At 69.7% G+C, this 23,211-nt stretch carries 31 protein-coding genes; 10 read left to right on the forward strand and 21 right to left on the reverse strand.

What is annotated here, in order from left to right; genetic code table 11:
• Window positions 1-128: 128 nt before the first annotated feature.
• Entirely contained in the window at window positions 129-596 is a 468-nt protein-coding gene (locus tag BGK67_RS26240) for a glycine-rich domain-containing protein (RefSeq protein ID WP_432215484.1), read from the reverse strand.
• A 227-nt stretch (window positions 597-823) separates the two neighbouring features.
• On the opposite strand from BGK67_RS26240, the gene BGK67_RS36575 reads away from it, so the two are divergent.
• On the forward strand, window positions 824-1,390 hold the full coding sequence (locus BGK67_RS36575; protein ID WP_079154378.1) for an HNH endonuclease signature motif containing protein: 567 nt from the start codon (window positions 824-826) through the stop codon (window positions 1,388-1,390).
• Between the two features lie 2 nt (window positions 1,391-1,392).
• On the opposite strand, the gene BGK67_RS26245 is transcribed toward BGK67_RS36575, so the two are convergent.
• Both BGK67_RS26245 and BGK67_RS39065 read right to left on the reverse strand, forming a co-directional pair.
• A complete protein-coding gene (locus tag BGK67_RS26245; RefSeq protein ID WP_069922380.1) occupies window positions 1,393-1,611 on the reverse strand; it encodes a hypothetical protein in 219 nt (72 codons plus the stop codon).
• The gene (locus tag BGK67_RS39065) at window positions 1,608-1,772 is read right to left on the reverse strand and encodes a hypothetical protein (RefSeq protein ID WP_167739595.1); all 165 of its coding nucleotides are present in this window, start codon (window positions 1,770-1,772) and stop codon (window positions 1,608-1,610) included. Before BGK67_RS39065 ends, BGK67_RS26245 begins: the two co-directional genes overlap by 4 nt.
• A 94-nt stretch (window positions 1,773-1,866) precedes the next feature.
• On the opposite strand from BGK67_RS39065, the gene BGK67_RS26250 reads away from it, so the two are divergent.
• Window positions 1,867-2,148, forward strand: coding sequence for a hypothetical protein (locus BGK67_RS26250; RefSeq protein WP_079154662.1), 282 nt, complete (start codon window positions 1,867-1,869; stop codon window positions 2,146-2,148).
• Window position 2,149: 1 nt separating this feature from the next.
• On the opposite strand, the gene BGK67_RS26255 is transcribed toward BGK67_RS26250, so the two are convergent.
• Entirely contained in the window at window positions 2,150-2,716 is a 567-nt protein-coding gene (locus BGK67_RS26255) for a hypothetical protein (RefSeq protein ID WP_069922382.1), read from the reverse strand.
• A 212-nt stretch (window positions 2,717-2,928) separates the two neighbouring features.
• Between BGK67_RS26255 and BGK67_RS26260 the strand changes: the two genes are divergently transcribed.
• A complete protein-coding gene (locus BGK67_RS26260; protein ID WP_069924118.1) occupies window positions 2,929-4,188 on the forward strand; it encodes a helix-turn-helix transcriptional regulator in 1,260 nt (419 codons plus the stop codon).
• Window positions 4,189-4,205: 17 nt separating this feature from the next.
• Window positions 4,206-4,562, forward strand: a complete 357-nt coding sequence (locus BGK67_RS26265; RefSeq protein WP_069922383.1) for a hypothetical protein — start codon at window positions 4,206-4,208, stop codon at window positions 4,560-4,562.
• A 153-nt stretch (window positions 4,563-4,715) separates the two neighbouring features.
• Here BGK67_RS26265 and BGK67_RS26270 read toward each other — a convergent pair whose 3' ends face one another.
• Window positions 4,716-5,132 (reverse strand): hypothetical protein, encoded by a 417-nt coding sequence (locus tag BGK67_RS26270; RefSeq protein WP_069922384.1) that lies wholly within the window; start codon window positions 5,130-5,132, stop codon window positions 4,716-4,718.
• Window positions 5,133-5,333: 201 nt separating this feature from the next.
• Between BGK67_RS26270 and BGK67_RS26275 the strand changes: the two genes are divergently transcribed.
• Window positions 5,334-6,455, forward strand: a complete 1,122-nt coding sequence (locus tag BGK67_RS26275; protein WP_069919633.1) for an IS630 family transposase — start codon at window positions 5,334-5,336, stop codon at window positions 6,453-6,455.
• Between the two features lie 34 nt (window positions 6,456-6,489).
• Here BGK67_RS26275 and BGK67_RS26280 read toward each other — a convergent pair whose 3' ends face one another.
• From BGK67_RS26280 to BGK67_RS39080, 15 genes are all read right to left on the reverse strand, one after another.
• Window positions 6,490-7,137 (reverse strand): hypothetical protein, encoded by a 648-nt coding sequence (locus BGK67_RS26280; RefSeq protein WP_069922385.1) that lies wholly within the window; start codon window positions 7,135-7,137, stop codon window positions 6,490-6,492.
• A gap of 201 nt (window positions 7,138-7,338) precedes the next feature.
• Window positions 7,339-7,737, reverse strand: coding sequence for a hypothetical protein (locus BGK67_RS38380; protein WP_141754066.1), 399 nt, complete (start codon window positions 7,735-7,737; stop codon window positions 7,339-7,341).
• A 50-nt stretch (window positions 7,738-7,787) separates the two neighbouring features.
• Window positions 7,788-8,630: an excalibur calcium-binding domain-containing protein gene (locus BGK67_RS39510; protein WP_208948754.1), complete on the reverse strand. Its 843-nt coding sequence runs from the start codon at window positions 8,628-8,630 to the stop codon at window positions 7,788-7,790.
• Window positions 8,631-8,774: 144 nt separating this feature from the next.
• Window positions 8,775-9,056: a hypothetical protein gene (locus BGK67_RS26295; RefSeq protein WP_069922387.1), complete on the reverse strand. Its 282-nt coding sequence runs from the start codon at window positions 9,054-9,056 to the stop codon at window positions 8,775-8,777.
• 182 nt (window positions 9,057-9,238) lie between these two features.
• Window positions 9,239-9,694 (reverse strand): Panacea domain-containing protein, encoded by a 456-nt coding sequence (locus tag BGK67_RS26300; RefSeq protein WP_069922388.1) that lies wholly within the window; start codon window positions 9,692-9,694, stop codon window positions 9,239-9,241.
• 80 nt (window positions 9,695-9,774) lie between these two features.
• Entirely contained in the window at window positions 9,775-10,041 is a 267-nt protein-coding gene (locus BGK67_RS26305; RefSeq protein WP_069922389.1) for a hypothetical protein, read from the reverse strand.
• Window positions 10,038-10,199 carry a hypothetical protein gene (locus BGK67_RS39070; RefSeq protein WP_167739596.1) on the reverse strand — a complete coding sequence of 54 codons (162 nt, stop codon included), beginning with the start codon at window positions 10,197-10,199 and terminating at the stop codon, window positions 10,038-10,040. The genes BGK67_RS26305 and BGK67_RS39070 overlap by 4 nt, the downstream gene beginning before the upstream one ends.
• The gene (locus BGK67_RS26310; protein ID WP_069922390.1) at window positions 10,196-10,435 is read right to left on the reverse strand and encodes a hypothetical protein; all 240 of its coding nucleotides are present in this window, start codon (window positions 10,433-10,435) and stop codon (window positions 10,196-10,198) included. The genes BGK67_RS39070 and BGK67_RS26310 overlap by 4 nt, the downstream gene beginning before the upstream one ends.
• A 28-nt stretch (window positions 10,436-10,463) precedes the next feature.
• A complete protein-coding gene (locus BGK67_RS26315) occupies window positions 10,464-10,700 on the reverse strand; it encodes a hypothetical protein (protein ID WP_069922391.1) in 237 nt (78 codons plus the stop codon).
• A gap of 143 nt (window positions 10,701-10,843) precedes the next feature.
• Entirely contained in the window at window positions 10,844-11,803 is a 960-nt protein-coding gene (locus tag BGK67_RS26320) for a hypothetical protein (protein ID WP_069922392.1), read from the reverse strand.
• On the reverse strand, window positions 11,800-12,324 hold the full coding sequence (locus BGK67_RS26325; RefSeq protein ID WP_069922393.1) for a hypothetical protein: 525 nt from the start codon (window positions 12,322-12,324) through the stop codon (window positions 11,800-11,802). Before BGK67_RS26325 ends, BGK67_RS26320 begins: the two co-directional genes overlap by 4 nt.
• 2 nt (window positions 12,325-12,326) lie before the next feature.
• Complete coding sequence (locus BGK67_RS26330; protein ID WP_069922394.1) at window positions 12,327-12,710, reverse strand: hypothetical protein; 384 nt, start codon at window positions 12,708-12,710, stop codon at window positions 12,327-12,329.
• Window positions 12,711-12,796: 86 nt separating this feature from the next.
• Window positions 12,797-14,020 (reverse strand): DUF2637 domain-containing protein, encoded by a 1,224-nt coding sequence (locus tag BGK67_RS36585; RefSeq protein ID WP_079154379.1) that lies wholly within the window; start codon window positions 14,018-14,020, stop codon window positions 12,797-12,799.
• A 243-nt stretch (window positions 14,021-14,263) separates the two neighbouring features.
• The gene (locus BGK67_RS39075; RefSeq protein WP_167739597.1) at window positions 14,264-14,440 is read right to left on the reverse strand and encodes a hypothetical protein; all 177 of its coding nucleotides are present in this window, start codon (window positions 14,438-14,440) and stop codon (window positions 14,264-14,266) included.
• Window positions 14,437-14,580, reverse strand: coding sequence for a hypothetical protein (locus tag BGK67_RS39080; RefSeq protein ID WP_167739598.1), 144 nt, complete (start codon window positions 14,578-14,580; stop codon window positions 14,437-14,439). The genes BGK67_RS39075 and BGK67_RS39080 overlap by 4 nt, the downstream gene beginning before the upstream one ends.
• A gap of 465 nt (window positions 14,581-15,045) precedes the next feature.
• On the opposite strand from BGK67_RS39080, the gene BGK67_RS26340 reads away from it, so the two are divergent.
• Window positions 15,046-15,387 (forward strand): type II toxin-antitoxin system prevent-host-death family antitoxin, encoded by a 342-nt coding sequence (locus tag BGK67_RS26340; protein WP_069922395.1) that lies wholly within the window; start codon window positions 15,046-15,048, stop codon window positions 15,385-15,387.
• A 163-nt stretch (window positions 15,388-15,550) separates the two neighbouring features.
• Here BGK67_RS26340 and BGK67_RS26345 read toward each other — a convergent pair whose 3' ends face one another.
• Entirely contained in the window at window positions 15,551-17,050 is a 1,500-nt protein-coding gene (locus BGK67_RS26345; RefSeq protein ID WP_069922396.1) for a hypothetical protein, read from the reverse strand.
• Between the two features lie 65 nt (window positions 17,051-17,115).
• On the opposite strand from BGK67_RS26345, the gene BGK67_RS26350 reads away from it, so the two are divergent.
• The 4 genes from BGK67_RS26350 to BGK67_RS26365 all read left to right on the forward strand — a co-directional run bounded on the left by BGK67_RS26350 (window position 17,116) and on the right by BGK67_RS26365 (window position 23,145).
• Window positions 17,116-18,621, forward strand: a complete 1,506-nt coding sequence (locus BGK67_RS26350) for a 3' terminal RNA ribose 2'-O-methyltransferase Hen1 (RefSeq protein ID WP_069924119.1) — start codon at window positions 17,116-17,118, stop codon at window positions 18,619-18,621.
• Entirely contained in the window at window positions 18,618-21,197 is a 2,580-nt protein-coding gene (locus BGK67_RS26355) for a polynucleotide kinase-phosphatase (RefSeq protein ID WP_069922397.1), read from the forward strand. Before BGK67_RS26350 ends, BGK67_RS26355 begins: the two co-directional genes overlap by 4 nt.
• A 168-nt stretch (window positions 21,198-21,365) precedes the next feature.
• On the forward strand, window positions 21,366-21,872 hold the full coding sequence (locus BGK67_RS26360; protein WP_244291310.1) for a hypothetical protein: 507 nt from the start codon (window positions 21,366-21,368) through the stop codon (window positions 21,870-21,872).
• Window positions 21,873-21,918: 46 nt separating this feature from the next.
• The gene (locus tag BGK67_RS26365; protein WP_069922399.1) at window positions 21,919-23,145 is read left to right on the forward strand and encodes an arginine deiminase; all 1,227 of its coding nucleotides are present in this window, start codon (window positions 21,919-21,921) and stop codon (window positions 23,143-23,145) included.
• Window positions 23,146-23,211: the final 66 nt, after the last annotated feature.

Below are 23,211 nucleotides of genomic sequence, written 5' to 3' on the forward strand. Positions count from 1 at the left end.
TCCGGTGCGCGTGACGCTACCGGTGGGAGTCCCGGGGTGGAGGCGGAAGGAAGAAACTCACACAAAAGTGCATAAAAGAGGGCCGGAGCCGCCCGAAGGCAGCCCCGGCCCGATCGTTCAGGGGTGGGTCAGTGGCACTTGGATCCGGGGTGGCACGGCCCGCACTTGGCGTAGTCCGCTTCCCACAGCTTCCAGTCGACCTCGAACCCGTTGTCGTGGATGATCTGCGCGGTGCGCTCCACGGAGCCGTCGTACTTGAACGCGATCTCGGGGATGTGCTCCAGGAACCTGCCGGCGAAGTGCTCAGCGCAGAACTCGCGGTAGTTCTTGGTGTCGAGGATGAACACGTGCACGGCGATGTCCACGATCCGGCCGCAGCACATCTCCAGCGGGACCGGCTCGTCCCACTTCTCCATCGCGGTGACGAGGTAGGACACGGCCGCGTGGAACAGGCGGGTGGCCATCACCTCGTCGAAGGGGTAGTCGCGCATGAGCAGGGTGACCTCGCGGTCCCACACCTCGGGGCTGACGAAGTCCCTCGGGTTGCGGTAGACGCGCTCCTCCGGCTGGGCCGGCGCGGTCAGCATGACGGTCATGGCTGTGCTCCTCTCGATTGCCTTTCGAGTGGTGCATGGGTGGCGCCGGGGATCACGTCCCCAGACATGTCCCCGGCGCCGTTCCTCTCCGTGCCGACTGCCTAATCAGGTGCGGAGAGGAAGTGGTGCGCCCGCCCCGGGCGGTGGCGCTGTAGGAGGTGCGGGGCGGGAGTTGATCACCCGGTCAGCGGCTGCTGCCGGAAGTCGGAAAAGCCCAAGATCAGGGCATGAGCTTTGAGATCGGGCCGCGGATTACAACGAACCTGCTGGCGCCGGCGCCCTGGTACATGACTCGGTGCATGATCTGGCCCTGGCACAAGGTCAACGGGTACGGATACATCCTTGTTGCGGGGAAAGGCCATCGCGTTCACCGGTTCATGTACGAGCTGGTGAATGGTCCGATCCCGGAGGGCCTGGTGCTGGATCACCTCTGTCGACGCCCGGCCTGCTTCAACCCGGAGCACCTGGAGGCGGTGACACAGAAGGAGAACGTCCGTCGGGGGAATGCCGGGAAGAACAGTTCCGACAAGACCCACTGCCCCCAAGGGCACCCGTACGCAGGAGACAACCTCTACCGCAAACCGAGCGGGGGACGTGTCTGCCGCACGTGTACGAATGATCAAAAACGTAGCGGCATTGGCGCCGGCGGGATCAACGCCCGCAAGACCCACTGCCCACAGGGCCACCTGTACGACGAGGCGAACACGATCAGAGACAAGCGGGGTCATCGGAAGTGCCGTACGTGCAAGACCCTTCGTGACCGTGCACGGCGTTCCGTTCTGGAGGAGGGGTAGTTTCACCGGCTGTCTCCGGCCGGCTCGACGTTGTCCGCGTGGGTGGTCCAGGCGATGCCGGAGACGGGGCGTACATGGGCCAGACGCACGACGCGGCCGTCGGAGTGGGTCTCGTGGGTGACGGCGTCCAGCACGCCCACACACTTCGAGGCGATGTCGCGAACCTGCTGGCGGAGGAGCGGATGCTGCTCGTGGCCGGTGTGGTCGACGGGGTATGTCACGTCCCGTCCTCCGGCTGCATCTCGGAGCGGCGCATGAACTTCACCCAACCGCCGGCCGCACGTAGCCGCAGGGACCGGCTCGGGGCTCCGGGCTGCGGGTCGGGGACGGTGTACTGCCGTCCGCTGGCGCCGGGCGCGCGGCGAGGGAGGGGCTGGGTCATGGCGTCGCTCCTCAGGCTGGAGGGGGTGCAACGGGCCGCGGGTGCGTTTTCAGGGACGGGGCCGCGGCCCGTTGCTCGGGGGTATCGTGCGGGGATGGCTGAGCCGTTCATCACTGAGGACAGCGACCATCCGGCGTGCGGGATCTGTCCGTCGCTGCGGCTGCCGAGGGATGCCTTCGTCGTCTACGACCGGCCGTCGCGCGAGTGCCCGTTCAACCCGGCCGACGGTCACCGCTACACCTCAGACGGGACTCCGGCCTGCGTGCACCCGGACAAGATCGGGGTCGAGCCGGACCGGATCGCGCCTCCGCCCGAACGGGTCGTTGTCGAGCAGGAGCCACCGCGAAAGCGCTGGGCGTTGTTCCGTTCTCGGTGACCTACGCGGCGGCGAATTCGATGTCGTGCTCACGGCCGGCGCGGTCCATGCCGATGGAGGCGTACCGGGCGGTGAGGATCTGCACCCGCCGGTCCACTTCCTCCTTCACCAGCCAGTACCGCGCCGGGGGCTCGCCCCACGCGAGGCGGTAGGCGAGGTGCGTGAAGTCACCGGCGGTGTAGTCGGTGTGCTCCTGGTCGGTCTGGTGGATGACCGAGACCCCGATCCGCCCGGTGATCCGCGCGAGGAGCTGGGGCTGGGCGATCATGGCGTGCGTCATCTCGTCCACCGGGACCGCGACGGGGACCTCGGCCAGGCGCTCGTCGCCGGTGAGGTCGAAGACGGCAGCCTTGACCGCGAGGGCGCGCAGCCCCTCGGCGAACAGCGGGGCCTTGTCGGAGTCGAGGTTCCAGCGTTCGATCACCGGGAAGCCGGTGAAGCACTGCCAGTCGCTGGAGTACTCCAGGGTCGCGGCCTCGAAGGCGCCGAACTCGGGGTCGGCGCGGATCGCGGCCAGGATGCGCTTCGCACGGGCGGCGGCCTGGGCGGGGGTGGGCATGGTGCTCATCTGCGGGTCTCCTTCGATGAGGTGGTGCCCGGCCCCGCCACGAAGGGGGTCGACAGCGGCGGGGCCAGGAGTGCCGCCTTGCGGGGGCGGCGTGTGACCAGTGAACTGCGGTCAGTTGGTAGCTCCCAGAGCGCTTCCCAAGCGTTTCCCAGGCGTTTTCAGGGCATTGAACGGGCTGAGCTGGGATGGTGGCTGAACATGGGGAGACGCCGATGACGATGAAGCGCCACCGTTTAGCCGAGCAGCGCGCAGCAGGGGGCTACTCTCAGGAAGAGTTCGCCGAGCTGCTCGGGGTCGCCACGTCCACCGTCGTGCGCTGGGAGAACGGGAAGGCCGCACCCCGGCCCTTCCATCGGCCCCGGATCGCGCGGCTCCTTGAGGTCACCACCTCGGAGTTGGACGCCATGCTCGTCTCCGCCCAGCGACCCTTCGCCGGCCCCGACATCCCCGAGACCCTCCTAGACCCTGGTGATGCTGACGACATGAAGCGCCGCGATGTCCTTGGCCTGCTCGCTGTGACAGGCGCGCTGGTCACGCTGCCGGGCCTGGATGCCGCAGCCGCCGTTCGGGCGGACACCGCTTCGGCACTCGCCGAGACCGGGCCGGAGCTGAACCGTGCCCTGTGGCGGACGTTCTCCCTGGCGGAGTCCAAACAGGACGTGTACCCACTGGTGAGGAGTCAGCTCGGCCGACTGGCGAAGGGGCTGGGGGAGCCACAGGCAGCGACTTCGCACCGAAGGCTCTGCACGATGGTGGGCGACCTCTACCAACTCGCCGGGGAGGTCTTCTTCGACGGCAACAGCTACACCGAAGCCGCCCACTGCTACACGGTCGCGGCCAGTGCGGCGAAAGAGGCAGGAGACTTCGATCTGTGGGCCTGTGCGATGACGCGACACGCGTTCATCGAGCTGTACGAGCGCAGGTTCGCTGTGGCGGCGCCGATACTGTCTGCGGCCTCGCGCGTCTCCAGGCGGGGAGACGGCCAGTTGTCGACGCGCTACTGGGTCGCGGCGGTCCAAGCGGAGGCGTTCGCGGGCCTCGGCGATCTGGATTCGTGCAAGCGTGCGCTGGACGAGGCCGAGCAGGTGCACGGTCTGGGCGGGGAGATCCAAAACGGTGGATGGCTGCGGTTCGACGGCTCCCGGCTCGCCGAGGAGCGCGGCACCTGTTACCTCCAGCTCGGCCGCCCCGACCTCGCCGAGCAGGCGCTGACGTCCGCCTTGGAGCAGCCGCTGTCTTCCCGGCGCCGGGGGGCGGTGCTTGCTGAACTCGCGGCGCTGGGTGCTCAACGGGGCGACGTCGAGCAGGTGATGCAGTACAGCGGCACCGCTTTGGCTCTGGCCGGGCAGACCGGTTCCGGGTACATCGGCAAGAAGCTCGAAGGGCTCCAGAAGCGTCTTGCCCCGCTCATGTCCGATGCGCGAGTCTCGGAGCTGCACCACCGGATCGCGGCGCTGTCGGCTGCCGCCTGAGGACGAGGGACCACTGCATGAGCGAGGACGGCCGGATCTTCCGTGAGGCGTGGATCGCCGGCGTGAAGAAGTATTTCCCGGGGGAGCCGAAGCCCGGCTACATCACTCCGTGGGACGAGACGCCGGAGTGGGAGCGGGAGTCGGCTGCGGCCGTCTTCGGTCAGGTCCGCGACTTCGTCCGGGTGAGCGGCGGCCAGACGGCCAAGCTGACCCGGGAGCAGAAGGGCCGCTTCGTCGCGCTGTGCTGGATCGCGCAGATCCACAAGCACATCCCCGACCCGAAGCCCGGCTACGTCGCCGACTGGGAGGCGCTGCCCGAGTGGCAGCAGCAGACCGACGCGGACATCTTCGAGCACATCGAGCAGACTTTCTGACCCGCGGAAACGAAGAAGCCCCCGGTCCGAGCGCAGGAACCGGGGGTTTTCAGTCGTGTACTCACCGTATGCGGGATGGGCGCCGGGTTGGTAACGCCCCGAAAATGACGAAGCCCCCGCCGGACGGTGCGGGAGCTCGGATATCGCGGGCTGCTAGTTGAAGTTGTTGGTGATGGGGCCGTTGAAGACGCCGGCCTGGCCCTTCTCGACGTTATTCTCCTGCTGGATCTTGATGACCTTGTCGCGGAGTTCGTAGAGGTCGGGGAGCAGTTCGCGGTGGGCGTCGAGGTGGCGGGCGAGGTGTTCAGCGAGTTCGGCTATGGCGTGGTTGTAGTAGCCCTCGGCCGCGGCGTCGGTTTCGGGGGTGGCGCATTCGTCCGCGGCGTTGGAGTTGCTGCGGATGGTGCTCGTGCGGTCGTCGAAGAGTTCGAGGGCGGTGGTCTGTTCCTCGGGGGTGGCGCCCTTGAAGAGCTTGGCCCACCAGGCGCGGGCGGTGGGGGTGGCACCGTCGATGGCGACGATGCCGGAGACGACGGCGGTGGCCGATTCGAGGATCGAGGTGAAGTCCATCCGCTGATGCTATGTCAGAACTTGCCTGCTCCGGGGCCTGGTTGGAGGCAGTCCGGCTAAGGGCAGAAAGCCCCCGCTGGCCGGCTCGGTGCCGGGGCGGGGGCTGCGCCGCGTGTGGCTAGTGCTGTGACCGGGAAGGTTCGCCGGGTTGTTCCTGGTGCTGGTTGGAAATGAGTTCTCCAAGCAGCGTGGGGAGGCGGGATGGCGAAACCGGTCCGGGTTCGCGGGCTGACGGAGCAGGAGGGCCAGAAACTCCAGCACATCGTCCGGCGGGGCAGCACGAGTTCAGTGCGGTTTCGGCGGGCGATGATGCTGCTGGCTTCGGCCGGCGGCAGCACGGTCCCGGTCATAGGCCGCCTGGTCCAGGCGGACGAGGACACCGTCCGCGATGTGATCCACACGTTCAACGAGATCGGGCTCGCATGCCTGAACCCTCGGTGGGCGGGAGGCCGTCCCCGCCTTCTCGATCGTGACGACGAGGACTTCGTCGTCCAGACGGCCACTACTCGTCCGACCGTGCTGGGCAAGCCCTTCACCCGCTGGTCGATCCGAAAGCTCGCCGATCACCTGCGCAGGAACACTGCCCGGCCCGTCCGGATCGGCCGGGAGGCACTGCGGTGCTTACTGGCCCGCCGCGGGATCTCCTTCCAGCGCACGAAGACCTGGAAGGAGTCCCCGGATGAGGCCTTCGACGCGAAGCTCGCCCGGATCGAGTACGCGATCAACGAGCGGCCGGACCGCACGTTCGCGTTCGACGAGTTCGGGCCTTTGGGCATTCGCCCCACCGCTGGCTCCTGCTGGGCCGGGCAGACCCGGCCCGACCGCCTGCCGGCCACCTATCGGCGCACCCACGGAATCACCTACTTCCACGGCTGCTACTCGGTCGGCGACGACCAGATGTGGGGGATCAACCGGCGCCGCAAGGGCATCGACCACACCTGGACCGCGTTGAGAACGATCCGTGCCGCCCGCCCGGACGGCGCCCCGATCTACGTGATCCTCGACAACCTCTCCGCCCACCTCAACTGGAAAATCCGCAGGTGGGCGGCTCGCAACAAGGTCGAGCTGTGCTTCACCCCGACCTACGCTTCCTGGGCCAACCCGATCGAAGCCCACTTCGGACCGCTACGGCAGTTCACCCTGGCCAACTCGAACCACCCCAACCACACCGTCCAGACCCGGGCCCTGCACGCCTACCTGCGCTGGCGCAACAAGAACGCCCGCCATCCCGACGTCCTTGCCGCCCAACGACGCGAACGCGCCCGAATCCGCAGCGAAAGAGGTATCCGCTGGGGCGGCAGACCCCTACCCTCCGCGGCCTGACCGCTCAACCCGGCGAACCTTCCCGGTCACAGCACTAGAGGGCGACGCTGGCGAAGACCTCGGAGGCCGTGTCGGAGCCGGTCACGAAGTACAGGGTGAGCTTCTTGATGTCCTTGCCCGTCTCGTACACCAGGTGCAGATCCGTCGTCTTGCCCGCGCCCAGGTTCTTGTCCAGCGGCTCGGCGAGGTAGGCGTCCATCTTGGGGTCTTCGACGTCCATCAGGGGCCCCATCGCCTCTACCTTCGCGCAGTTCAGGTCGTCGTCGACAGCCGAGGAGAAGATGCCTTGGTCGAGCCGCTGGGGCTCGGTGGTCTTGTTGGTCACCGACAGGACGAGGCCGACAGCGCGGTGCCCGGCCGCGTCCACGCTCTTGCGGATGTACTCGTTGCCGATCGTGTAGGGGTCGGTGACCTCCTTGACGGTGATGTCGAACTTCTTCCCGCCGGTGGTGGTGTCGCCCGGCTTGAGGACCCGGTACTCCGCGGCGAGTGGAACCTTCTTGTCGGGCCGGCCCTGCGAGGCGCAGGAGAGGTCGACGGTCTGCACGGCCGGAGACGGCACGGCCGGCGCCAGCGTGGGCGACACGTCGGCGGTCGGCTTGGCGCTGCCCTCCGTCGGCCCGCAGGCGGACAGCGCCAGGGCACCGAGTACGGCGAGCGGTATGGAGATGACCTTCTTCAAGACGGTTCCTTCGGTGTCGCAAGGGGTGGTGTGGAGGAGGGGCGCGGGATGCCCTGATGGCAAAAGATGTCTTCGGCCGCGCGGAGATTACACAGATTGTTGAGGCGGGATGCTTGGCGTGCGCATGGTGAGACGGCCACGAGAAGGCCCCCGCCGGGTCCGGACTGCTGCCGGGGGCGGGGGCTTCGTAATCAGGAGATGCTACCGGCGGCGCTTTCCGCCGTACTTGTCGTGGTAGGCGCCGTCGTTGTTGTAGTTGCCGTCGTAGTACTCGTCGCGGTTGCCGTAGCGGTCGTGCCAATCGTCGTCGTTGTCGTAGTTCCCGTCGTAGTAGCTGTCGTTACGACTCTTGCCGGAGCCGGAGCCGGAGCCGCCGTTGGTGGAGGGCTTGTACGTCGATGCCTCCGGCGTCGGTGTCGGCATCCGGGTGGGTGTGGGCGCCGGAGTGGGTGTCGCGCTCGCCGTAACGGCCGGGCTGGGGGCTCGGGTGTAGGCCGAGAGCGGGGTGGGCTGGCTGCTGTAGGTGGAGGTGGGTTCCTGGTCGTCAGGGCCGCTGCTGCGGCCGCTGGTCAGGCCGATAGCAGCGAGAATGGCAACCATTGCCACAGCAGCGACGGCTCCGGCCGCTGCTTCTTTGAGGGGGCTGGCCATTACTCGCAGGCCACGCCGTCGCCGTCGCGGTCGAGGTGCTTGCCGTAGCCGGGGTCTCCGCGCCGGATCGGGGCAGCGCCGGCGGCACGCACTGCGGTGCAGTTCTTGTAGTAGACGCTGCCGCCCCCGCCGGAGGAGGAGCCGCCGCTGGAAGAGCTGGAGCCGCCGGAGGTGTCGTTGTCCCGGTGGTAGTTCGGGTCGTTGGCCGGGATGTTGTACGAGGTGCCCTTGGCGGCGGGGCACTTCTTCACCAGCGAGAATCCGGACCAGTTGCCGAGGTCGAGGTGAACGGTGCCGCCTGCTGCGACACCGGCCCCATTGCCCGGGGTCTGGAAACAGACCTTCCAATCCGCGTCTCCGGCGGCCTTGGCGTGGGTCGGGGTCTCGATGTCGAGGTACACGTCGTCAAGCGTGACGTTGTTCTTCGCGATCCCGGCCGCCTCAAGGGCCTTGATCGCGTCGTCGTAAGTGGCACCGACGACGGAGGGCATGACCGGTACCGCGCTGGGCGTCGGGCTGGGCGTGGGCGAAACGGGCGGGGGCGAGGTGGCCAACGTGGGCGACGCCGTGACGGACGGGCTGGGCGAGGCGGTGGCGGCGGCCTTGCCGTTCTTGCCTTCCTCGTACCCCTTCTTCCCGCTGGCGGTCGTGAAGGGCAGGAAGAACCAGATGCCCGCCAGGATCGTTGCGACGATCTTCTTCGGCTTGGACCACAGACTCGTCCAGGCGAGGGCTATGCCGACCGGGGGCAGGATCACCAGGAGCGTGATGATCAGGGCGGGGTGCTGCCACCAGCGCCGTACGGGCTGAGTGGAGGCGTAGGTGTGCGGGGGCGGGTACACGGGTCTCCTGTGGCTGGTCAGTTTGATCGGCGGTCAAGCTACATCGGATGGCAAAGCGTGTCTCCGACTTGCCGAATGTTGAGATGGGCATGAAGAAACCCCCGCTGGCCGGCTCGGTGCCGGGGCGGGGGCCTTCGTGTTGGATCAGGTGTGTTTGAGCTTCGACGGGTAGACCTCGTGGTTCGGGTCCCACCACAGCACGTGGAAGACGGTGCCCTCCAAGAACCCGTAGAGCCGCTGTGTTCCCGCGAATCGGATGCGCCCGATCTTCGTCATGTCGGAGAGTCCCAGTGAGGTCAGCCGGTCACGTGCCTCGCGGATGATGCCTGTGTCCTCGGTGGCGTACTCCTTGTAGAGCTTCCCGCCGGACGCGTTGCGCATTTCCTGGACGGTCATCTTCTCGACCTCGGACATCTTGCTCAGCACGGTGAGTCACATCTGCGACTCCATGTGGTGCAGTGCCCACCGGCCGTCATGGTCTACCTGGGCAAAGCGCCAGCTCACTCGCTCGTGGGAGGTGCTGGCGCCGGGCAGGGACGGTATCCCGCCGCCTTTGCCGGTTACGGTCCGAAGAACAGGGGGCTGGCCCTTCTTCTTCGTCCGCGCCATCAGGCCGTCGTGCTCTCGGTGAGGGCACCGAAGTAGTCGGCGATCTCGGTGTCGTCCAGCTCTTCGGAGCTGCGTTCCAGCGCCCCGGCCCCAGCGCGTTCGCGCGCGTGTACCCAAGGTCCTTCGGTGTGGGTCATCAGGCTCAGTTCGTGCGCCGTGTACGGGCTCATCATCTCCAGTACGAGGTCGACGGACTCGCGTTCGCCGTCGTCCAGAGCGGCGGCGTTGCCCCTGATGGCGTCACGTCCGAGCTGGTACTGCCCCCGGTGCCGGTCGTACAGAGCAGGTGCGACGGGACCGTTCGCCCACGCCTCGAACCGCTCGGGAAAGAGCTGCCGGTCCTCCCACGCCAGGTGGTAGCCGTAGGCGAAGTACGTGAGCTTCTGGAGCTTCATCGCGGTCATCGATCCGGCCTTGGCCAGTACGTAGGCGGCGACGTCGTACACCGTTGCCATGTGCTTCCTCCTCTCCTCCTGGGAGTCTCCCCCCGGACTGTGAACGGTACCGCTCGGCGCTGACATACGTACTGTCCGGCTCACCAGCCCACCTCGCCGTAGGCCAAGCCGTAGGGGCTGCACTCGTCGCATCCGGGGCAATTGTCGTCCCCGCAGTCGCCGGGCTCGTCGTCCGCGTCGTGCCGGTATTCGTTGTGCCGCCAGCCGGTGCAGCCGATCGAGCAGCCGCAGCCGGGGCACTCAGGGCACAGCATTCCCAGGGTCCAGCCGCACCGGGTGCACAGGGTGTCGTCGGCCTCGGTTCCGCCAGCCTCGGGGCGGATCGGCGGGGTCTCGGTCGTGGTCATCGGGTCTTCCCTTGGTGGACGCGGGCGGCGTGGAGCTGGGCGAGCTTGTCGAGCATCGTCGGGTTGGCAGAGCGGAAGGTGGCGCGGCAGCCGCGTTCCGGGCACTTCCAGACGCGGGATTCGATGACGCCGAAGGGGGTCTGGGGGAGGTAGGTCATCGGCCGCTCTCCTTGTAGTGGATGAGGGCTTCGCCGTCGGGTCCGACGGTGCCGTGCAGGAGGCCGCGGACGTGGGTTGCCTCCCAGGAGCCGGGGCGGTTGCGCAGCACTTCGTCCACGCCTCCTTCGGCGGCGGCTACGTGTGCGAGGGCGTGGGCGAGGAATTCGGCGACGTCGCGGCCTTCGTCCAGGGCTTCGCTGATGGCGTTGACGGCTTGGCGGGTCGTGGGGTCCACGGGTTTCTCCTTGGGGTGGTGATTCCGGTTAGCGGAAGCTGGCGAAGGTGAGGAGCGCGAAGAAGATCAGCGCGGCGAGGACGAGCGAGGCGGGTACACCGCAGCCGGCGCCCTTGAGCCGCTCAATCTCGGCAGCTATTGCGGCGGCCTCGCCCTCGTACAGGACCCGGGCCGGGTGGCCTTCGGGGTAGTCCTTGATCACGCCGCGCCGGTCATCGAGCTGGGCGCGGAGCCGGGCTATCTCGGCGTCGTTGTTGCCGAACACGCGTGGCGTCTCCTTCGGGTGTGGTTGAGGCCGGTCGAGCCTCCGCGACCGCTCCCGCGCGGGCGGGAGCAGCACGGCCAGGGGACCGGGTAAGCGGGGCGGTGAAGGTAATCGGTAAGCCTGCGACCTGCATGTTTCCCGGATTACTGGGAGATCTCGGGCTCTGCGGGGGAGGGGAGAGTGGGGTACGCCGTCAGGTCCGGCACCAGGTGTGCGGGCAGGCGGGGCATGTGTCCCATGGCCTTCTCCAGCTCGGCGTACTGGACGCCGATCGCCTTGTCTCCGCCGACGCTGATGACCTTCGTGGGGATCCCGGCGTCCCGGAGTTTCGCGGGGAACGTGGCGGACGTCAGGCCGAGGAAGCGTCCCTGCTGTTGGAGTCCGTGAAGGAGTTCGACCGCGTGGACGCCGTTGGTGCCCTCGTGCTTCTTGATGGCCACGGCCTGCTCCACGTACACGAGCAGCTCCTTCTTCCACTCCCCCGTGTCGACGACCACCGCGGCCGGTTCTTCTTCCTCTTCGGCGGGCTCCAGGACCAGGCGCGCGGTCTCGGCGAGGAGTTCAGCAGGCACGGGCCGCACGGTCAGCTCGAAGGGGCGGTAACCCCGGGCGAAGCAGGCAGTGGCCGTGCCGAGGGTGGAGACCAAGAGCACCACGCCGTCGATCAGCCATGACCCCACTGCCACGCCCGCTACGGGGAGCACCAGGGCGGTGCACCGTACGGCGGCGATCTTTCTGCGGCGGTGCCGGATCTGCCCCGGGTCGACGTCCCGGATCTCCCAGTCCCCCAGCGCCTCCAGGGCGGCCTCGTGGCGCCGGGCCTCGTGCTCGGCCCGGGTGAGGTCGATCTGAGCGGCGGGGGTCAGTCCGCCGTCCTCGGCGGCGATCCGGCGGAGCTTGGTCGCCCGCTTGTGTGCGCGGCGGGCCTCGCGCTGGTGCTCGTCCACGGCCTCGGTGTGCGCCTCGGCACGAGCCTTGAGAATGCGCCGCAGCAGCTCCTCCTCGGAGACGGTGTGGCCGCCGGCCCAGTGGGCGAGGAACACCGCGATATTTCCGGCTCCGGCGGTCGTACGGGTGATGAGGGGACCGGGCTTGGTGCTCATCCGATCATCCCCTCACCGATCCAGGTCATCAGCGGGACGCCGATCATGGATGCGATGCCGCCGAGGGAGGAGGCGATGCCCCAGGTTGAGCCGGTCAGGGCGCCGGAGATGGCCAGCGCGCGCTCACCCCAGCCCTTGGCGAACCAGATGAACAGGCCAAGCAGGATCATCAGGGTCAGGGCGATCCAGGATCCGGAGTAGCCGAGGACTTCGCCCGTGGACAGTTCCACGGCTCCGGCGCCGGACTGCCCGACGGCCGCGTTCCCGATCTCCTGGCCCAGCTTGTTGCCGGTGCCGGTGAACGTGCCGGAGATGTTGCCGACGATGCCGCCGACGACGGCGGAGGCCAGCACCATCACGAGGAAGGAAGCGGCCCAGGGAAGCCAGAACCGGCGCTTCTTGAGGGCCTTGAAGGTGCGGCCGTTGGCGTAGAAGATCACGGCGCCCGTGATGACCATCAGGCAGAAACCGAAGGCCGCGCCCGCGCGGGTGACGACGTGGGTGATTTCGATGAACTCCATGGTCAGGCACCCACGATCCACGCGGCGATCAGGTGCCGGGTCGGGGCGGCGAGGAGCGTTCCGCCGACGGCCGCGAACAGCAGCAAGGATCCGGCCCACCTTCGGATCCGCCCCCCGGCGGCGAACAGGACCCCGCCTACGAGGGACGCGATGAACGCGGCGGCGAACGCGGTGTCGACGGACCGTTCAGCGGCGAGCGGTTCGGCTACCCGGTCGCACCACACGACGGCCGGGAACAGTCCGGCGGCCACCATGACGACCAGCCGGACCGGCCGGATCGCCCGGACCGTCACCCGGATACGGTCCCAGTCGACGGTGTGGTGCGCGTCGGGGGTGAGGGCGGGGATGTGCTCGGAATGGTCCGAGTCGTGCGCTATCTGAGTCATGCTGTTTCTTGTCCTTTCGGGGACAACAAGGCGCCCCCGCCGGGGCTGTAGGAGGTTGCTGGCGGGGGCGCCGTCTTTTGCGTAGGTCAGTGGCCCTTGAGTGCGGCGTACACCTGCGCCTCGGTCCACTCGGTCATGCGGGCGAATGCGGCTTTCGTGAGCTTCGGGTTCTCTTCCCGGGCCGCATCCCATTTCTCCCGAATCACAGAACGGGCAGCCGCGGTCTCCTTGGCGACGCGTTCCCGATGTGCGGCGAGCGGATCTACCGCCGGAACCGACGGCGGCGCGGGCGCGTCTTGCGTCCCGTTCTTTCCGGGAGCGACCGGCGGTTTTGTCGACTCATAGGCAGGCGTGCCGTCCGTCGTGTCCGGGGCGTCCGGTGCAGGTTCACCCGCAGGTTCCGGCTCGGCTTCCCTGTCGTGCGGCTCGTCCTCGCACTCCGGCTCCGGGGGCTCGGGGACGCGCAGGGTGACCTCCAAGCGCTCCGGATCCGGCTTCTCGGCCGCGTACGCGGTAAGGAGTGCCGGACGAGAGGCCGGGTTACCGATTTCCAGAGCCTCGCCCGCGTGCTCCTCGAACTCCGGCCGGGCTGGGGGCTCGAAGGAGCGCCACTCGATCAGGATTCCCGCAGCGGCGAGGCCGGCGGGGGCGGTCTGTGCGAGCGGTACACCGAGCTTGGCGAGCCGGAGCGGTATCACGGCGTCCACGGGGGCCTTAAAGCGCCAGGCGCGGCCGTACTTGGCCTGGAGCCGGGTCCGGTAGATCAGCCGGTCCTGTTCGAGCCCCACGGCCTGCTCGTAGCTGCGCATCTCCCACAGCTTCATCCGGCGCCACAGCTTGAACGTGGGGGCCGGGGATAGCAGCCAGCGCCACCCCCTCACCCCGTCCATGTTCTTGTCCTCGGCGATGTCCGCGATCTTGCCCACCGCGTGCCGGGCGGCCTCGACGGTGACCACGAACAGGACCGGGATCACCGCGTGCATCCCGACGCCCAGCGGGTCCGGCCACGCTGCGGCGCCGTTGAAGGCGATCGTCGCGGCCGTCAGCATCCACGCTGTCTGTCGCAGCAGCGGGAACGGGATCCGGATCCACGTCAGCAGCAGGTCCAGTGCGAGCAGGACGACGATCCCGGCGTCGATGCCAACCGGGAAGACCAGGGCGAAGTTCCCGAAGCCTTTCTGGTGGGCAAGGGCGCGAACGGCGCCGTACGACCCGGCGAAGCCGATGGCGGCGATCACGACGGCCCCGGCGGACACCACACCGATCAGGATCCGGTGGGTCCGGGTGAGCTGTAGTACTGGGCGGGTCACTGACGTCGCCCCCTCTCTGTGGTGCTGGACCTCCGCAAGTGCAGGTGGTCGGTGATGCCGTACGCCCTGCGGATCTCGGTGATTCGGCGGTGGATGAGCACTAAGCGGATGCCGTCGGCCAGGCGCTGGCGGAACTCCTCATCGGTCACTGGGTCGCCGCCTTGAGCGCGAGGACGACCAGGGCCAGGACGGCGGCGAGGTGGAGGAGACCGGTTCCGCATCCGGCCTGGCGGCGCTGCGGTCTCATTCGATCCCCCGGAAGAAATCGACGGCGTGGCCGTGCCACTGCCTTGCGGCCCGGCGTCGGGCCTGTCGGGCGCGGAGTTCGGCGGCCCGCAGGCGCTCTGCGGCGGTCAGGGTCCGGCGGCCGGCGCCGAGCGGGATTTCGAGTTCGAGCTGGACGAACACTGAGGCGTTCACTCGCCGCTCCCGAGGATCAGCGCGATCTCGGCTGCGGGGAGGCCGTACTCGGTGAGGGTGCGTTCGGTCTCGGTGCGGGCGAGCTGCACCATCTCCTCGCGCTCCTCCTCGCGGGCCTGCTGGTGTTCTTCGTTGGTCACTTGGACCACCGCCGGGCGATCTTCTCGGCGGCTTTCCGGGCCCCGGCGCGGTCGACCGGGGGCACCTTGGGTACGTTGGTCATGGCGTTCTCCCTGGTAGCTAGGGGGTTCGTTGTTCAAGGCCCCGGCCGGCGTTGCGAGCGCTGTCCGGGGTTTTTGCGCGGGCGGTGAAGGTGTCGCACCTCCGCCTGTTGAAGCGCCCCACTGGGGCCGCCCTCGGCAGGTTCTCCGTCGCTGTAGCGGTCCCCCCGTTCGTCGCGGGGGGCTCTGACGGTGCCGTGTTGAGTCCTCAAGGAACGAACGCTTCCTTTCGCGGCCTTGTGAGCCGTTTCCGGGCGCTTTGCGTGATTTCCAACTCCTACCGCTGGGGCGGGGGTTGGGGTGATGCGACGTAGAGCATGGCACTGAACCTTACGGATTCGCAAGGATTCTCACGGAAGCCTACGGGGGCTTACGATTCCTGCCATGGAGTCGATCGCGTTGGAGGCCGCCCGCCGGGGCCTGGCCGGGGTCTTGGACCGGACCCAGTTGGAGAACACCCCCGTCGCGGTCACCCGCCGGGGCAAGGCAGCCGTCGTGCTGCTGCCGCCCGGCCGGTACGCCGAGGCCGCCGCCGCGCGGGGCGAGGAAACCGAGCCGGAGGACGGGCCCCACACCGTGGATGACCTCCGCAAGGAACTCGCCGCGATCCTGCGGAAGGTGCAGTTCGAGGGCGCTCGGGTGCGACTTCATCGACACGGAGCCCCCGCTGCTGTGGTCGTTTCCGTGACGTGGTTCGAGCACACCGAGCCGCCGGCCACTGCCTGACTCGGACTTTCGGCCCCCGCCTCGGTGGGGGCCTTCGTCATGTGCTCGGCATTGAAGAGGCCCGGCTGGGTCTTCGCCGCGTGACCCCATCCACCACAGCGACAGACGCAGGGCGACAGCGGGGCCGCCTCGGCGCACGCCTCGTTGTGGCAGGGATGCCGGTTCACCGGTTCCACTCCTGGGTGTCGAGGTCGATCAGAGATTCGGATTGGGTCTGGCCGGCGCAGCCGAAGAAAACCGGCGTGACCTGGTAAGGCGCGACGGCGTCCTGGTCGGCGCAGCGGTTGTACTGGAGGGACGCGGCGAAGCCGTGCAGCTCGATGTGCCGGGCGAGATCCGCGGCGGTCTCGCGCTCACGATGGGCGTACGTGCGGGCGTCCAAGTCCCGCTCGATGTGCTCGCGCTGCTGGGCCTGCTGGGCCCGGCGCTCGGCGCGGCTGAGCTTCGAGAGGCCGCTGGTGGGGGTCTGTGCGGCGCGGGCTGCGCGGAAGGCGGCGTTCGGCTGGTGCTGGCCGCGCTGGAGAGGTGAGCCGGTCGTGATGTGGTCGGGCAGTCCGCGCACCGGGGAGGTCGTGCCGCCCCAGGTCCATCCGGGTCGCTGGTGCTGGCTCGGCGACGGCATCGGGGTCCGGTCGGGGTTCTGCCACAGGCCGAGGCGGTACTGGGCCCAGCTGAGCGGGTAGCGGGGGCTCGCGGTGTGGATGTGCGCACCGTGGTGCGGGTGGAAGTCGAGCGCGCGGCGGACGTCGGCAGGGGACCAGCCGGCGTTCGCGAAAGGCCGCAGCAGCCGGGCCCTGCGCTCGTCGCTGATCCGGGCCAGCGAGCCGTACTCGGCGAGGGCGTCCGCGAGACGGTGCGCCGGGGTCGTTTGCTTGGTGTTGCCGGATTCCCCTCGCCGCGTACGCGGCGTACGACCGGGACCGGAAGCATCACGACGTGGACGCGGACGGGGGGATACAACCCACTCCCTACGGGAGGGGTTTGGGTGGGAAGGTTGATCCACAGGTGCGGAGTCCGAGGATCCGCCAGCGTCTGTGGACGAACTTTCCCACCTTTCCTGACCTGCGGTTTCCTCCTCGGGGATGCCGAGTGCCTTGCGAACCCGGCGGCCAAGGGCAGCTTCGCGGGCGGCAGCGTCACGGCCCTTCCGAAGGGGCGACCGGGCGGGAAGCTGGTCGTCCAAGGCGACAGGTACCGTGAGCGCGTACAGCGGGACGCGGGCGCCCTTGCCGCCGAGCTTGGCGTGGGCCGCGGGGGAGAGGCCGCCTTCGAGGGTGACAACCAGACGGTGCTCGTGGAACTCGCGCATGTACTGCTTCACCGATGCCGCCTTGACCTCTCGGCCGCCGGCCAGGGTGGAGAAAGCGGTGGCGTCCTCGGCGATCTGCTCGTGCGTCCGCCGGAAGACGGCACCGTCGATGTGGGCGCGGGCGTAGATGGCCTGGAAGATCGCCCAGCGGACCGCGCGGCCGTCGGAGCGGGTGCTGGCGTACAGGAGATCGAAAGCGGCGCGGTGCTCGCCCGTGTCGGCCGCCAGGCGCAGGACGTCCTCATGGGCGGCCAGCTCGGGGCGCAGGAGAACCCGGCCGCGCTGGACGAGGTAGAGGGCTCGGGAGTGCTCGCGGGCGTCGGCCTGGACGAACTCGGCGAGGGCGGTGCTCATCGGACCACCGCCGCGCGGGTGAAAACCGCTGGCCCGGGGATCGCTCGGCGGTCATGCTGAACCGCATGTTCCTCACGATCACCACGACGGGCACCGCGGAGAATCCGGCCACTGAACTGGGCTTTCTCCTGCACAAGCACCCGGACCGTGTCCGGGTAGAGAGTCAGTCTTACGGCACCGCCCACGTGTTCTACCCCGAGGCCACCGCGCAGCGGTGCACGGCGGCGCTGATGCTGGAGGTGGACCCCGTCGCGCTCGTGCGGCGCGGGCAGGGGAAGGGGCGGGGCGGAGCGCCCGACGCCGCGCTCGCGCAGTACGTCAACGACCGGCCGTACGCGGCCTCCTCGCTGCTCGCCGTCGCGCTCAGCGGCGTGTTCCGCAGTGCGCTGAAGGGACAGTGCACCGCCCGCCCCGAGCTGGCGGAGCAGGCCCGGCCGCTGCGCGTGGAGATCCCGGCGCTGCCCGCACGCGGCGGGGCAGAGCTCGTGCACCGGCTGTTCGACCCGCTCGGCTGGGACCTCGTACGGGCCGAACCCGTGCCGCTCGACGAGCGGTTCCCCGAGTGGGGGGACTCGCGGTACGTACGGCTCGTCCTGGAGGGCGGGCTGCGACTCGCCGACGCCCTGCGCCAGCTGTACGTCCTGCTGCCCGTGCTCGACGACGCCAAGCACTACTGGGTCGCCCCCGACGAGGTCGACAAGCTGCTCCGCGCCGGAGACGGCTGGCTGGCCGCGCACCCGGAGAACGGCCTGATCAGCTCCCGCTACCTCGCCCGCCACAAGCGCCTGACCCAGGACGCCCTCGAGCGCCTGGAGCTGGTCCGCCTCGCCGAGGCCGACGGCAGCGAGGTCGAGGAGCTCGACAACGCCGTCGACGAGTCGCGCGACACGCAGGAGCGGCCGGTACCGCTCGCCGTCCAGCGCCGGGACGCGATCCTCGCCGCCCTGCGCGGCGCGGGCGCCCAGCGGGTGCTCGACCTCGGCTGCGGACAGGGCCAGCTGGTCCAGGCGCTGCTGGGGGACCCGGCGTACACCGAGGTCGTCGGCATGGACGTGTCCGTGCGGGCCCTGAACCTCGCGGCCAGGCGGCTGCGGCTGGAGCGGATGGGCGAGCGGCAGAGCACGCGGGTCCGGCTGATCCAGGGCTCGCTCGCCTACACCGACAAGCGGCTGGCCGGCTATGACGCCGCCGTGCTCAGCGAGGTCATCGAGCACCTGGATCCGGAGCGGCTGCCCGCGCTGGAGTACGCGGTGTTCGGCTCGGCCCGTCCGCGCACGGTCCTCGTGACCACGCCGAACGTCGAGTACAACGTCCGCTGGGAGTCCCTGCCCGCCGGGCAGGTCCGGCACGGCGACCACCGGTTCGAGTGGACCCGCGGGGAGTTCCGCGCCTGGGCCGGCTCCGTCGCCGAACGGCACGGATACGGCGTCGAGTTCGTGCCCGTGGGGGACGACGACCCCGAGGTGGGGCCGCCGACCCAGATGGCCGTCTTCACGCAGACCGACACCGGCACCGGCACCACCACCGGCGCCACCACCACCGACACCCCGAAGGAGGGCGAGGCAGCATGACCACCGCAGACTCCGGGACCGCCGGGACCGCCGAGGCCCACCGGACCCGTGTCCTCCCCGTCACCGACCTGTCCCTCGTCGTCCTCGTCGGGGCCACCGGATCGGGCAAGTCCACCTTCGCCCGCAAGCACTTCAAGCCGACCGAGGTCATCTCCTCCGACTACTGCCGCGGGCTCGTCGCCGACGACGAGAACGACCAGAGCGCCAGCAAGGCCGCCTTCGAGGTGCTGCACTGCATCGCCGGCAAGCGGCTGGAGGCCGGCCGCCTCACCGTGGTCGACGCCACCAGCGTGCAGGCCGAGGCCCGCAGGCAGCTCGTCGAACTCGCCCGCCGCCACGACGTCCTGCCCATCGCCATCGTCCTCGACCTGCCCGAAGAGGTGTGCGCCGAGCGCAACGCGGCCCGCCCCGACCGGGCCGGGCTGCCCCGCGCGGTCATCCAGCGCCACCGCCGCGATCTGCGGCGCTCGCTGCGCGGACTGGAGCGCGAGGGCTTCCGCAAGGTGCACGTGCTGCGTTCCGTCGAGGAGGTGGAGACCGCCGAGGTCGTCCTGGAGAAGCGCTACAACGACCTCACCCACCTCACCGGCCCCTTCGACATCATCGGCGACATCCACGGCTGCTCCTCGGAGCTGGAGACCCTGCTCGCCAAGCTCGGGTACGAGGACGGGGTCCACCCCGCGGGCCGCACCGCCGTCTTCGTCGGCGACCTCGTCGACCGCGGACCGGACAGCCCCGGCGTGCTGCGCCGCGTCATGGGCATGGTCGGGTCCGGCAACGCCCTGTGCGTGCCGGGGAACCACGAGAACAAGCTCGGCCGCTACCTCAAGGGCTCCAAGGTCCAGCGGACCCACGGCCTCGCCGAGACCATCGAGCAGCTGGAGGGGGAGCCCGAGGAGTTCGTCCGGCAGGTACGGGAGTTCATCCGCGGCCTCGTCAGCCACTACGTGCTGGACGGCGGCAGGCTGGTGGTCTGCCACGCCGGGCTGCCCGAGAAGTACCACGGCCGCACCTCCGGCCGGGTCCGTTCGCACGCCCTGTACGGGGAGACCACCGGCGAGACCGACGAGTTCGGCCTGCCCGTGCGCTACCCGTGGGCCGAGGACTACCGCGGCAAGGCGGCCGTGGTCTACGGGCACACCCCGGTCCCGAACACCTCCTGGATCAACAACACCATCTGCCTCGACACCGGGGCCGTCTTCGGCGGGAAGATGACCGCCCTGCGCTGGCCCGAGCGCGAACTGGTCGACGTACCGGCCGAGAAGGTCTGGTACGAGCCCGTGAAGCCGCTGGCCGCCGAGGCGCCGGGCGGACAGGACCGCCGCCCGCTGGACCTGGCCGACGTGCACGGGCGCCGGATCGTGGAGACCCGGCACCTGGGCAACGTCACCGTCCGCGAGGAGAACGCGGCGGCGGCCCTGGAGGTCATGAGCCGCTTCGCCGTGGACCCCCGGCTGGTCCCGTACCTGCCGCCGACCATGGCGCCGACCGCCACCTCGCGGGAGGACGGCTACCTGGAGCACCCGGCCGAGGCCTTCGCCCAGTACCGCAAGGACGGCATCGCCCAGGTGGTGTGCGAGGAGAAGCACATGGGCTCCCGCGCCACCGTCCTGCTCTGCAAGGACGCCGACGCGGCCCTCGGGCGCTTCGGCGTCGACGGCCCGACCGGTTCCGTCTACACCCGCACCGGCCGGCCGTTCTTCAAGGATCCCGAGGTCACCGAGGAGGTCCTCGCCCGGCTCCGCACGGCCGTCACCGACGCCGGCCTGTGGGAGGAACTGGCCACCGACTGGCTGCTGGTGGACGGCGAACTGCTGCCCTGGTCCCTGAAGTCCGGCGGCCTGCTGCGCAACCAGTACGCCGCCGTGGGCGCCGCCTCGGGCGCCGTCTTCCCGGCCGTGACAGCCGCCCTGGAGGCGGCTGCCGCCCGGGGCGTCGACACCGGGGAGCTGCTGGAGCGCCAGCGCGGCCGGGCCGCCGACGCGGCCGCCTTCACCGAGGCGTACCGGCGCTACTGCTGGCCCACCGACGGACTGGACGGCGTGCGGTTCGCGCCCTTCCAGCTGCTGGCGGCGGCCGGACGGTCGCTGGCCGCCGTGCCCCACGACGAGCAGCTGTTCTGGCTGGACCGGCTGGTCGCCGCCGACGAGGCGGCGGGCACCGGGCTGCTGCGCCGCACCGGCCGGATCCTGGTGGACACCGCGGACGAGGACTCCGTACGGGCGGGCACCGACTGGTGGCTGGAGCTGACGGCCACCGGCGGTGAGGGCATGGTCGTCAAGCCGCTCCAGGCGTACGCCCGGGACGGCAAGGGCCGCCTGGTGCAGCCCGGCGTCAAGGTCCGCGGGCGCGAGTACCTGCGGATCATCTACGGTCCGGAGTACACCCGCCCCGACCACCTGGAGCGGCTGCGCGAGCGCTTCCTCGGCCACAAGCGGTCGCTGGCCCTGCGCGAGTACGCGCTCGGGCTGGAGGCGCTGGACCGACTGGCGGCGGACGAGCCGCTGTGGCGGGTCCACGAGGCCGTCTTCGCGGTGCTCGCCCTGGAGTCGGAGCCGGTCGACCCGCGCCTGTGACGCCGTCCCGCTCGCACGGGCGCGTAAAGCCGAGGCCCCCGTACGGCCGCGAATTAGGTCGTATGGGGGAACTTTCGCGGAGAACGCCGGGAAAACCACCGGCGGGATCGTTCATCCAGGGCAGCGGACTGTCCGCGACCCTGGAAGGACGGAACCTCACCTATGAAGATGACCGCGCGCGGAAGCTTTGCGGCGCTCTTGACCTGTATGGCGGCGGCCGGCGCGGCCACCCCGGCCGTGGCCTCGTCGGTCCCGGTCGGAGTCCCGCTGGAGGCCGTGGAGACCACGCTGGGCGTGGACGCCCCCCGCGTGGCCACCGGGGTGCCGGTGCCGGTCGTCGGAGCGCCCGAGGCGCCCCGCTTCCACCGGGGGGACATGCTCCCGACGCCGCTGCTCCCGGCGGTGCCGATCGCCACCGAACTCGGCGACACCCTCATCACCTCTCCGGTGCCGAACCTGCTGGGCGAGCCGGCGACGGACGGCGAGGGCTCCCTCGACGCCCCGGCCACCACGATGCGCGCCCGGACCCCGGGCGCGATCCTCGGCTCCCCGCTGACGATGCCCGACGGCTCCAACTCCGGTCTGCCGAACCTGACCACGCCCAAGCTGGGACTGGTCGCCCCCGAGCTCGTGGGCGCCCCGACGGCACTTCTCGGCCTGGGAACCCCTCGCTGAGCGGACGCCACCTCAAAAGGCCGCCCGGTCTGGGAACGTGTACGGCATGGGATTCCATGTCGACTCCGAGACCGGGCGGCTTCGCCGCGTCATCCTCCACCGGCCCGACCTGGAGCTGAAGCGGCTCACACCGAGGAACAAGGACGCGCTCCTCTTCGACGACGTGCTGTGGGTGCGCCGGGCCCGCCAGGAGCACGACGGCTTCGCGGACGTGCTGCGCGACCGGGGCGTGGCGGTCCACCTCTTCGGCGACCTGCTGCGCGAGGCGCTCGACATCCCGGAGGCGAGACACCTCGTCCTGGACCGGGTGTTCGACGAGAAGGAGTACGGGCCGCTCGCCACCGACCACCTCAGGGCGGTCTTCGACGGGCTCGGCTCGGCAGACCTGGCCGAGGCGCTGGTCGGCGGGATGACCAAGCGGGAGTTCCTGGAGCGGCACGCGGAGCCGGTGTCGGTGCGCTTCCACGCGATGGAGCTGGACGACTTCCTGCTGGGGCCGCTGCCCAACCACCTGTTCACCCGGGACACCTCCGCGTGGATCTACGACGGGGTGTCCATCAACGCGATGCGCTGGCCGGCGCGGCAGCGCGAGACCGTGCACTTCGAGGCGATCTACCGGCACCACCCGCTCTTCACCTCCTCGGGCGCCTTCCACTACTGGTCGCAGGGGCAGGCCGACTACCCCTCGACGATCGAGGGCGGTGACGTACTGGTCATCGGGAACGGCGCGGTGCTCATCGGGATGAGCGAGCGGACCACCCCGCAGGCGGTGGAGATGCTGGCGCGGGGCCTGTTCGCGGCCGGCTCGGCGACCAGCATCGTGGCCCTGGACATGCCGAAGCGGCGGGCGTTCATGCACCTGGACACGGTGATGACGATGGTCGACGGAGATACGTTCACCCAGTACGCGGGCCTCGGCATGCTCCGCTCCTACACGATCGAGCCGGGGGCCGAGCCGCAGGAGCTGAAGGTGACCGACCACCCCCCGGAGCACATGCACCGGGCCATCGCGGCGGCGCTCGGGCTGGACTCGATCCGGGTGCTCACCGCGACGCAGGACGTGCACTCGGCGGAGCGCGAGCAGTGGGACGACGGGTGCAACGTTCTGGCCGTCGAGCCGGGGGTGGTGGTCGCCTACGAGCGGAACGTGACCACCAACACGCACCTGCGCAAGGAGGGCATCGAGGTCATCGAGATCCCGGGCAGCGAGCTGGGCCGGGGGCGGGGCGGGCCGCGCTGCATGAGCTGCCCGGTGGAGCGCGACGGCGTCTGACGGGAGGTGGGGAGCGGGTGGGGCAGGCCACCCCCCTGGGGCTGTATATGAATACAGAGGATCGTA

Source organism: Streptomyces subrutilus (genome assembly GCF_001746425.1).
Classification (GTDB): Bacteria; Actinomycetota; Actinomycetes; order Streptomycetales; family Streptomycetaceae; genus Streptomyces; species Streptomyces subrutilus_A.